Origin of the sequence: Streptomyces sp. NBC_01551 (assembly GCF_026339935.1) — a bacterium.
Lineage (GTDB): Bacteria > Actinomycetota > Actinomycetes > Streptomycetales > Streptomycetaceae > Streptomyces.
Genome location: NZ_JAPEPX010000001.1, coordinates 6,126,260 through 6,137,221 on the forward strand (window position 1 = coordinate 6,126,260; position 10,962 = coordinate 6,137,221).

Genomic DNA, 10,962 nt, shown 5'->3' on the forward strand with positions numbered 1-10,962 from the left:
CTCAGTGCTCCTTGACCAGTTCGGCGTACGCGCCCCGCGCGGCGATCAGGTCCTCGTGCCGGCCGCGTTCGACGACGGTGCCGCGGTCGAGGACGACGATCTCGTCGCTGTCGCGCACCGTGCTCAGCCGGTGGGCGATGACGACGCAGGCGCATCCGCGCCGGCGCAGATTGTCGATGACGATCCGCTCGGTCGCCGCGTCCAGGGCGCTGGTCACCTCGTCCAGGACCATGACGCTCGGGCGGCGCACCAGCGCCCGGGCGATCTCCAGGCGCTGGCGCTGGCCGCCGGAGAAGTTGCGGCCGTCCTGCTCGACACGGCCGTGGATGCCGCCGGCCCTGCGCGCGACCACGTCGTACACGGCGGCGTCCTCCAGGGCGGCGATGACGGCCTCGTCCGGGATGGAGGGGTCCCACAGCGCGACGTTGTCGCGGACGGTGCCCTCGAAGAGGAACACGTCCTGGTCGACGAAGGAGACGGAGGCGGCCAGCGCGCCGCGCGGGATGTCCTCCAGCCTCATCCCGTCGATGCGGATGGCGCCCTTCCAGGGGGTGTAGAGGCCGGACAGCAGCCGGGAGACGGTGGACTTGCCGCTGCCGGAGCCGCCGACGAGCGCGACCTGCCGGCCGGGACCGACCGAGAGCGAGAAGTCCTCCAGCAGCGGGGCGTCCAGCGGGTTGTAGCCGAAGGTGACGCCGTCCAGCTCCACATGGCCCTTCAGGCGCCGGGTGCCGGCGGGGGGATCGCGCCGTGCGCAGCGCGGGTCGACGGGGAAGTTCTCGACGTCCTTGAGTCGGACGACGTCGGCCGCGAAGTCCTGGATCCGTCCGGCGACGCCGCCCAGACGGGAGATCGGGGCGGTGAAGCTGGTCACCAGGGCCTGGAAGGCGACGAGCAGACCGACCGACAGGTGCCCCTCAGCCGCCCGCAGACCGCCGATCATCAGGATCAGCGCGCTGTTGAGCGCGGCCAGCGTGGGCGCGACGATCGCGAGCCACGCACTGGGCACACCGAGCCGCTGCTGCACGTCGAGCGTGACCGCGTGCTGGCCCGCCCAGCGGCGGAAGAAGCCGTTCTCGCCGCCGGTCGCCTTCATCGTCTCGATGAGCTGGAGACCGCTGTACGAGGTGTTGGTGAGCCGGGCGCTCTCGGCGCGCAGCTTCTGGGTGCCGGTGGCCCGCACCCGGATCACGATGCGCAGGGCCACGACGTTGAGCAGCGCGATCAGCACGCCGACGAGGGTGAGTTGCGGGTCGTAGGTCCACAGCAGCACGGCGTACAGGACGACCACCACGGCGTCCACGCCGGCGGCGGCCAGGTCCCGGGCGAGGGTCTCGGCGACGGTGTCGTTGGACTGCAGGCGCTGGACCAGGTCGGCCGGGTTGCGCTGGGAGAAGAAGGCGACCGGAAGCCTGAGCAGGTGCCGCACGAAGCGGGCGCTGCCCAGGGTCGAGGAGATGATGCGCCCGCGCAGCAGGTTGGTCTGCTGCAACGCGGTGAGCACCGCCGTGAGCACCAGGGCCGCCGCCATCGACGCGAAGAGCACACCCAGCACGGACGTCTGCTCGCCGATCAGGAACATGTCGATGTACGTCCGGCTCAGCGCGGGTACCGTCGCCCCGACGGCCACCAGGAGGAGGCTGGAGACCACGGCTGCGAGCATGGTCCCGGACGTGCCGCGCAGGCGGGCCGGCAGGGCGCCCATGACACCGGGCTTGCGGCCGGTGCGGCGGAAGCCGTCGCCGGGCTCGAAGGTGAGCACGACGCCTGTGAAGCTGGTGTCGAACTCGTCCATCGGGACGAACCGACGGCCCTTGCCCGGATCGTTGACGTACACGCCCCGGCGGCCGAAGCGGCGGCCCGTGCCGTCGTAGACGACGTAGTGGTTGAACTCCCAGAAGAGGATGGCCGGCGGGCTCACTCCGGCGAGCGCGGCCAGGTCCATCTGCATGCCCTTGGCCTTCAGCCCGTAACTGCGGGCGGCCTTGAGGAGGTTGCTGGCGCGGGACCCGTCACGGGAGACCCCGCAGGCGATGCGGAGCTCTTCCAGGGGGACGAAACGACCGAAGTGGCCGAGCACCATGGCCAGCGCGGCCGCGCCGCACTCCACCGCCTCCATCTGGAGCACGGTGGGGGTGCGCACGCTCCGGGGCGTGCGGCCCCGGGGGGCGGGAGCGGGTCTGCCGTGCGAGGAGCGGCGTCCGGCGTTCTTGTCGGCCGGGTGCGGGCGGCGGCGGCGCGTGCCGCCCCGGGGCGCGGTCACGGCAGCAGCCAGTCGACGGGCCGCTGGGCGGCGAGGTGGACGGCCGCGGTGACCGGTGTCATGGAGTCGACGGCGTACGGGGGCCCGTCCGTGGAGGACCACCGGTAGCCGGACTCGGTCGCGGAGGAACGGTCGAGCTGAACGAGCACGGCGACGGGGTTGCCCCGCCGCACGAACTGCGCGGCGAGCCGGCCGTCGCCGAGGAAGCCGCTGATCTGCGCCTCCGTCCGGGGAGCGCGTCCGATCTCCTTGACCCGGCCGCGCAGCACGCCGAACCGCTGCTGCGGGACGGACTGGACGGTCAGGTCGACCGGGGCGCCGACGGGGATCGCCGCCGCGCTTCCGCCGGGCACGTAGAGCACGGCCACCAGCGGGTCGTCCGGGTCCTTCACGCGTTCCACCGTCGCGAGGTCCGCGCCGGTCGTGACGACCGAACCGGTCTTGGCGACGAGGGTCGTCACCCGCCCGCCGGCCACCATGCGCACGGCCCGCTCGCCGCGGTCCGTACTGACCTGGAACAGGGGCGCGCCCGCGGACAGCAGCTGGCCCTCCTTGGCGAGGACCGCGCTGACCTGACCCGCGTAGGGGCTCTGCAACAGGTAGCTGCCCTCGGCCCGGGTGAGGATGCCGGGTCCGCTCAGTTTGGAGGACACCGATCCGGTGAATGCCCAGAAACCCGCGGCCGCCATGACGGCGACCGTGACGGCCAGGACGAGCCGGCCCTGCGGGCGCGCGAAGCGTACCGGCAGATCGAGTTCCTCGGGTGATTGCAGCTTGGAAAGCGCCTTTTGACGGAACTGCACGGACTATTCCTTCGACTGCATTCGCAACACCGTTGCTGAATTACCTGGTTGATGCTCGCGGCCCATGGGCCGCGGGCACCCCGTGAACCCCGGAACGGGGGGATGTTCCGGGGTTCACGGGAAGCGGCTGTCCGGCTCAGATACCGGCGACACCGACACGAACGCCGGCGATGCCCTCGACCTGGCCGGGCACGGCCAGCGCACCCTGGACGGTCTGCAGGGACGTCACCGTGCCCAGCACGGTGCTGACGTCGCCGGTCACGGCGCCGAGCAGACCACCGGAAATACCGATACCACCGGAAACGGCGTCCAGTTCGGCGTCGGCGATCTCACGGGTCTCGATGTCGTTACGCATTGTGTGCGCACCCTTCATTCAGCTGGCTTTTCTACATGGCCGCGACGGCCCCGACCGGTGTCGACCACCGTTCCGGAAACCGCCGCGGCCCAGATGTAAGCACGCGAACGGGGTACCCGGCGAACCGCGTTGACGTCTTCTGACGCTCGATGAGGACACTCGAATGCGGGGTTTTCCGATTCATTCGGAAGATCACCACAACTTCTTCCCGAGATCGAGTAACGAATGTGGACGGCACTTCGCCAACAGGGAACGTAACCGGACATACAATCACCAACCGGATGGATCATTTCCGGCATTTCGGTGACCGAGGTAAGGGGAAGCGTCCACTCCACTCTCACCGTGTGAAGATTCGCGGCAGCAACGCTCGGTGACGTACTCGGTACGGTGCGGAAGTGCGCCCGAGGGTGGGGCCCGGCAACGCGGGGTGCGCGTTCACTCGAAAGAGGGTGTGTCCGGCCGTAACCCGCTCGGGAGCTCGCATATCCGACTGGCATATGCGTGCGGCTGGTGACGCATGGTGTATTGATGATTACGCACCGTGATCGGATGTGTGTTGCGCTGCGGTACGTGTCTCCACATCCAGGCACCGCCGTGGCACACCCGTGCCCTCGTTCACGGGTGGCCGTGGCCCCGCCGTCACTGCCAGAGAGGCTCCGCCGCGACCACGTGGCCGGAGCGGAGGGTGAGTACGCATGGCCCTAACCGTTGAGGCGCTGCGTCAGCAACTGAACAAGAAGAGAGACGACACCTTCGCCATCCCGGAGGAGCTCCGGGGTGACTTCCCCGCCATCAAGGACCTGCTCGAAAAGATCCAGCTCGACGACCTGCTGGTCAAGGTCAAGACGGCGGACCCGCAGAAGCTCAGGCTTCAGGGCCGCGTGAATCTCCCCGGGGTCGAGCCGCAAGAGGTGGAGGTCGAGCTGCTGTTCAAGCCGACCGACGGCCAGCAGCCGACCGTGAGCGGCATGGGTGCGAGGTTCACCCTCCGGAACTGGGAGTTCCGCGACAAGGACGGCAACGTCGCCGCCGCGCTGGAGGCACTCGCCGGACTCGAGCTCGCCGGACCGCAGCTGCGGATCGCCGTCGGTTCCGCCGTCGAGCTCGACGGCGCCGGCCCGTCCGGCAAGGCGGCCCGTCAGCTCGCCGTGTGCGGGCAGCTGAGCGTACCGTCGGGCGAACAGCCGCAGAAGCTGGAACTCGTCCTCAACGTCACGGACACCGGCAAGGGCATCGAATTCCGGGGCGGACTGAAACACGCCGCCGGCCTGCCGCTCACCGGGCTCGCGGCGGCCGTCGGCATCGACCTGTCCGCGCTGCCCGCGGAGACCGTACCCAAGATCAAGCACCTGGCGCTGACCCACGTGCCCGGCAAGGCCACGCTGCTCACGACCACGGTGACCAGTGGAACGACGACCGTGCCGATCGTCCTCGGGGCCCTGCCGAGAGCTGAAGCGGGGGGAAAGGCGGGGAAGGAGAAGCCGAAGGAGAAGCCGAAGCCGATCGGCATCGTCCTGGCGGACGTGCCGCTCTCGGCGGGCATCGCCGACCTGCCGCTGCTCCAGGGCAAGCTGCCCGCTTCGGCGAACCTCACCCTCGACAAGCTCCAGATCATCGGGCTGACCGACAAGCCGACGAAGGCCGAGCTGAAGCGGGCCGCCGAGGTGATCAAAGCGGCCTTCGACAAGAGCGTCAAGACCGTTCCGAAGGTGCCCGCCAAGCCCGAACCGAGGCTCGGACCGGCCCTCGCGCTGCACGTCACCGTAGGCGGCAAGAAGAGCGATCCGATCCTGCTGCGCCTCCCGGCGAAGGGCGGCAAGAAGGGCGGCGGGAAGGGCGCTTCGACCGGTCTCCTCTTCGGAATCGAGCCTCCCGAGCCGACCGGCACCGAACTCACCCCGTACGCCGACGAATCGACGGACGACCGCCCCCTGCTCGAGATCAACCGGACCTTCGGCCCGCTGCGGATCGACCGGCTCACCCTCGCCCTCGTCAAGGGCGGCAAGGGCGCGCTGGCGGTACGCATCGACGCGGCGCTGATCGCGTCGGGAATCGTCATGGAGGCCAAGGGGCTCGGCCTCTGCGTCAGCCTCGACGGCACGTTCGCCACGCGGCCCACGCTGGAAGGCCTCGGCGTCGCCTACTCAGGCGGGCCGGTCGGTGTCCAGGGCGCGCTGATCAGCCGTAAGCCGCAGGACGGGCGGCGGCTCCAGCTGGACGGTCTCGTGGCCATCACGACGCCCAGCGCCTCCATCGCCGCCGCCGGCTCGTACGCGACGATGGAGAACGGGTACACCTCGCTGTTCGTCTTCGGCGAGATCGGCGGCCGGCTCGGCGGGCCACCCCCGTTCGCCGTCACCGGAATCTGCGCAGGATTCGGCTACAACAGCTCCGTCCGCGCACCGCAGGCCTCGGAGGTCCCCGCCTTCCCCTTCGTCGAGGGCCTTACCGGCTCCAAGGGGATCAAGGGCAAGTCACCGACGGAGGCACTCGACAAGATCTCCGGCGGCGACAACCCCTGGGTGAAGCCGGCGTCCGGTGAGATCTGGCTGGCCGCGGGACTGAGTTTCACCTCGTTCGAGTTCATCAACTGCACGGCCGTGCTGCTGGCCCAGTTCGGCAGCGACTTCAGCATCGCGCTGCTCGGCCGCGCGAAGGCGCAGTTCCCCAAGGTGGGCACGGCGTACGCCGAGATCGAGCTGGGCTTCCGCGCCGCCTACCAGATGTCCAAGGGCGAGCTGATGGTCGCCGGGGAGCTCACGAAGAACTGCTGGGTGCTGACCAGGGAGTGCCGGCTCACCAGAGGCGCGGCATTCGCGACGTGGTTCCCCGGCAGCGGCCACGAGGGCGACTTCGCGCTGACGGTGGGCGGCTACCACCCGGACTTCAACGTGCCGGCCCACTACCCCCGGGTGCCCCGGCTCGGCTTCAACTGGGCGGTCAGCTCGGCCGTCACCATCAAGGGCGAGGTGTACTACGCCATCACCCCGGCGGCCGGCATGCTCGGCGGCCGGCTCTCCCTCGACTTCGACTCCGGCGGGCTGCACGCCTGGCTCGACGCCACGCTGGACGCCCTCCTGCAGTGGGCGCCGTTCTACTTCCGTGCCCGCATCAAGGTCACCGTCGGGGCTTCGTACACCGTCAACCTCCTCCTGATCCGCGTCCGCATCAAGGCGGAGTTCCGGGCCCACCTCGAAATGTGGGGGCCGCCCACCGGCGGACGGATCAGGCTGGAGGTCGGCCCGTTCTCGGTGACCCCAGGCTTCGGCGAGGACCCGCCGAGCAAGCCGGCGAGCCTGAAGTGGGAGGACTTCCGCACGCAGTTGCCGGCCGTCCCGGTCACCGTCAACGCCCTGAGCGGACTGATGGGCGCCGGCCCGGCACCCGCTGCGGGCACCTACGCGGACCCCCCGGTCTGGCGGGTCGGCGGCGACGGCTTCAGCTTCGTGACCCGTACCGCCGTGCCGGCCACCGAGCTCCGGCTGACGACCAGCGGCGACAAGGAACTCTGGTCCGAGAAGCACGCGAACAAGCTGGACATCCGCCCGATGCGGCTGACCGGCGGCGCCTCCGTCCACACGGTGAAGGTGACCCACGAGGGCCGGAAGTTCAACCACGAGGGATGGAAGATCACAACGGTCACCTCGCAGGTGCCGCACGCCCTGTGGGGCACTCCGGTCGACGGGGAGCCGGGGATGGACGACCTGCTGCTGCCGGATCGGTTCACCGGGCTGAAGCTGGAGGCCCCCGCGCCCAAACGGTACGGCGACACCGTCAACATTCCGCTGAGCGAACTCAAGGTCACCCCGCTGAAGGGCAGCCGGCTGCCGCTCGCGCCGCATGCGAGGCCCGAGGGGACCAAGCCGGAACGCCGCCCGGACTCCGTCGGCACCATCGCCCGCACCATCGCCGCCGAGCTGCCCCAGAGCCGCCGCGAAATTCTGTACCACTTCATGCAAGGGTTCGGCCTCGCCGCCGAGGCGAAGTGCGACCGGCTGACGCGGTTCGCCGCGCAGGCGGTCACCGGACTGTGCGGTGAACCCATGATCGCCCCGGCTTCCGTCGATTCCACGAGGTGACGCCATGACCACCACCCCCACCCTCATGCTGGAGGACAACCTGGTCCCGCCCGTCCCGGGCGGCACCTACACCATCGAGGTGACCCACACACTCGACGGCGGCACGACGGAGAACAAGCCCGGCAAGCTCACCGACCCGGTGCCCCAGCAGTTCACGATCAAGGCTCCCCGGTTCCTCCTGGCCGAGGACGACGTGCACGCGGAGCACCCGCCCGCCGACTCAAACGGCGAGTTCGGAGGCATCCTCCCGCACGTCACACTGTCCCGCCGGATCCTGCCTTGGCAGGTGGAGGTCGGCAAGGACCGCAAGGCGCCCTGGCTGGCAGTCCTCCTCCTCGCGGAGAACGAGCTCCCCCAGGACCCCGGCGCCGCCGGCCTGACCGAGCCGATGACCGTGCGCCGGCTGCTCACGGACGGGACGGGCAAGGTCCTTCCCCCGAAGCTCGATCCCCGCATGCTGCCGGCCGAGGACCTCGACATCACCTGCCGCACCGTCACCGTGCCCGGCAAGGTGTTCGCCGCCGTCGCTCCCACGGCCGCCGAACTGCCGCTGACCGCCCACATCCGCCGACCGGACAAGGCCACGGCCGCCCTCGACACCGATCCGGCTGTACAGGAGGGCACGTACGCCTTCGTCGTCTCCAACCGGCTGCCGGTCAGGGCCGGCCGCTACACCGCACACCTGGTCTCGCTGGAAGGCCACCAGGAACACCTTCCGGCCCCCGGCAAGGCCCCGCAGGAACTGCCCCTGCGGCTGGTCGTCCTCCACACCTGGTCGTTCACCAGCACGACGCGCAACGGTGCGGCCTTCTCCGTACTCGCCGAAGGGGTCACCGCCCCCGGCATCAGGCAGCCGGAAAACCTGCTGTTGCGCATGTCCCTTCCATCGTGGAAGGCATCAGACGAGTGGGAGCGGTACACGCGCAAGCGCCTCACCGAGGGGTTCGTCCCGCTGCCCTACACGCTCGACTCCGGCGAGGGGACGTACGCCTGGTACCGGGGGCCTTGTACCCCCTCGGTACCCCAGCCCCTGCCCGATCTCCCGTCGAGCAGGCGGGCGGTGAACGGGATCCCCGGCTCCGCGGCGGACCTGCTCGTCTACAACGAACACTGGGGCCTGTTCGACGCCGGATACGCCGCTGCCTGGACGCTCGGACGTCACCTCGCCCTTTCCGACGAAGCGTTCTCCACGGCGCTGACCCGCCACCTGCGCACCGCCGCCACCCTCGTCGGCCGCGCGGCCGCCCGCCTCAAGGGCGGCGGCGCCGTGGCCTACACCGGGGACGACCCTGCCGCGGAGCTCGCGATCCTGCTCGGCGACGACCAGCAGCTGGACGACTTCCACCACATGCTCGACGAGGGCCTCGGCGACTGGATCACCGCCGCCCTCACCGATCCCGACCCGCAGCACGCACCGGCCGAGCGCCGCACCACGCCCGCGGAGGTGGACCAGGGGCCGCCGCCCACCACCACCGGTGCGCTCGACACCCAGATCCAGGAGTACCTCTCAAGGCCCGAGCACATCGCGGAGCTGCACCGCAGACTGCCGCAGGCCAGCGGCGTCCACGACGTGCTGGCGGAGTGGCTGCACCGGCTGCGGCTGCTGGCGCCGGTGCCCTTCGACCACCTCGTCCCCGACCAGCGGATGCTGCCGCCCGAGAGCCTGCGCTTCTTCCGCATCGACAGCGGCTGGACGGACGCGCTGATCGACGGCGCGCTCGCGACGGGCAGTTGCTCCGTCTTCGACCAGGGCCTGATCCAGGCCCTGCGCCCCACCTTCTCCGGCCCCACCGTCGAGGCCCTGGTCGAGCGCGCGGTGAAGCTCGGGGTGCCGAGCGTCGACGCCGGCGTCATCGCCGTACTGCGCCAGACGGCCACCGGCCGGCCCCTGCCCACGATGCTCGACACGCTCGCGGCGGAGCTCCGCAAGCGGGGGCGCGATCTGCCCGCCCCGGTCAGGGCGCAGCTGCTCCAGGAGTTCGCCCCGGACCGACACAAGACGCGTTGCGGGCTGCTGCTGCGCTCCGCCCTCGTCTCGTGCTGGCCCCGGATGGGGATCCTGGCCCGGACGGGCGACGTTCCGGTCAGGGTGCTGCGCCAGGAGAACCTGGCGGACGACCTCATGATCATCGTCTACGAGGACGTCCCGACGGTCATCGATCTGGCCGAACCGTTCCAGGGACTCCACCTCGGCGTCGGCGAGGGCGGCAAGATCCGGCTGCGCTCGACCGCCCCCGGCAGTCCCGGGCGACCGCTCGGCAAGGAGGTCCCGGACGGGACGAAGACCGTCACGGGCACGTACGGCCGCCCCGTCGCCGACCCGGCCGCGCCCGGGCACGGAGTCCCTGGCAGCCCTGCGCGCCGCCCTCGCCGCGGCGCTGTCAGCCGGCGGCACGCCCGTCGAGGTCGGAGCGTCCTGCCTGGCCACGCAGATGCTGCGCAGCCCGCTGAAGCTCACCCTCACCTACCGCTGAACCGCACCGATGCCCCGCCCCACCGACGCGAAAGCAGACGAGATGGCGAATGCCGTCAAGCCGACCGGACTGATCGTCCCGGTCGAGGTCGACGCCCTGATGGTCAACCAGAAGGTGCTCAACGACGCGGGCTGGTACCGCTGGCGACCGGACTTCCAGCCCGGTCACCCGTACGCCGGCCCCGAGCCCGAGCCCTTCCACCTGCCGCAGGGCGCGGCCAAGCCCGACAACGGAGTACACCTGCACTGGGAACTGCCCCGTGCGCTGCGCCACGGCACACACGACCCGGTCACCGGGCAGACCCGGATGCCGCTCGTCCCCAACCGCTGGCTGGTCGTCCGCTACCAGGGCACCTCGGCAGCCGCCGGCTGGATGGTGCACAGCGACTTCCTCTCCGCGGATCCGCAGCAGGGCACGGTCCCCTCCCTCGACCCGGGCAAGACCACGCCCACCCAGGTCTTCCTGGGGCGTCGGCAGGACCTCGCCACGTGGAAGGAACCGGAGAACCCGCCCAAGCCGTTCCTGACCGCGGCGGGCCCGGGCCTGCCCACCTTCGCCTCGTACCAGCCGTACCACGAGAACGTCTTCGCCCTGCACGACCCGGTCAAGGACGTCCCGAAGGACGCCCGCCTCAGCTACCTGGTCGTCGGCTGGTACTCCGACCCGGAAGCCGACATCCTCCACCCCAAGATCACCCCGACCGACCCGGTCAAGGCGCTGGCCGAACTGGGCTGGGACGTGTCCGAGCCCCAGCAGCTGCCCCGGCGCTCCCTCTACACGGGCACGGTCCTGGGCCTCGTCTGGAACCCCGACGACAAGCCCGCCGTAGGCGGCCCGCCCGACCGCACGAAGGTGGGGGTGGCGGTAGGCGAGAACTCGGTGGAAGCGCTCACCGAACTCATCGCCACCGACCGGGCCGGTAAGGGCAAGCCCCTGAACGAGGCGGCGCGCAGGCAACTGCTGGCGTTCCAGCACGGGATCCTCCCCG

At 70.6% G+C, this 10,962-nt stretch carries 6 protein-coding genes; 1 reads left to right on the forward strand and 5 read right to left on the reverse strand.

Annotated elements, in window-relative coordinates:
• Position 1 precedes the first annotated feature (1 nt).
• The 3 genes from OG982_RS27600 to OG982_RS27610 form a co-directional block, all read right to left on the reverse strand.
• Positions 2-2,119 (reverse strand): NHLP family bacteriocin export ABC transporter peptidase/permease/ATPase subunit, encoded by a 2,118-nt coding sequence (locus OG982_RS27600; protein WP_266949988.1) that lies wholly within the window; start codon positions 2,117-2,119, stop codon positions 2-4.
• Between the two features lie 140 nt (positions 2,120-2,259).
• Positions 2,260-3,066, reverse strand: a complete 807-nt coding sequence (locus OG982_RS27605; protein WP_266782304.1) for an HlyD family efflux transporter periplasmic adaptor subunit — start codon at positions 3,064-3,066, stop codon at positions 2,260-2,262.
• 136 nt (positions 3,067-3,202) lie between these two features.
• A complete protein-coding gene (locus tag OG982_RS27610; RefSeq protein ID WP_266782302.1) occupies positions 3,203-3,421 on the reverse strand; it encodes a hypothetical protein in 219 nt (72 codons plus the stop codon).
• 695 nt (positions 3,422-4,116) lie between these two features.
• Between OG982_RS27610 and OG982_RS27615 the strand changes: the two genes are divergently transcribed.
• On the forward strand, positions 4,117-7,500 hold the full coding sequence (locus OG982_RS27615) for a DUF6603 domain-containing protein (RefSeq protein ID WP_266782300.1): 3,384 nt from the start codon (positions 4,117-4,119) through the stop codon (positions 7,498-7,500).
• A gap of 220 nt (positions 7,501-7,720) precedes the next feature.
• Here OG982_RS27615 and OG982_RS27620 read toward each other — a convergent pair whose 3' ends face one another.
• A complete protein-coding gene (locus tag OG982_RS27620; protein WP_266782298.1) occupies positions 7,721-8,269 on the reverse strand; it encodes a hypothetical protein in 549 nt (182 codons plus the stop codon).
• Positions 8,270-9,007: 738 nt separating this feature from the next.
• Complete coding sequence (locus tag OG982_RS27625; protein WP_266782296.1) at positions 9,008-9,958, reverse strand: hypothetical protein; 951 nt, start codon at positions 9,956-9,958, stop codon at positions 9,008-9,010.
• Between the last annotated feature and the right edge of the window lie 1,004 nt (positions 9,959-10,962).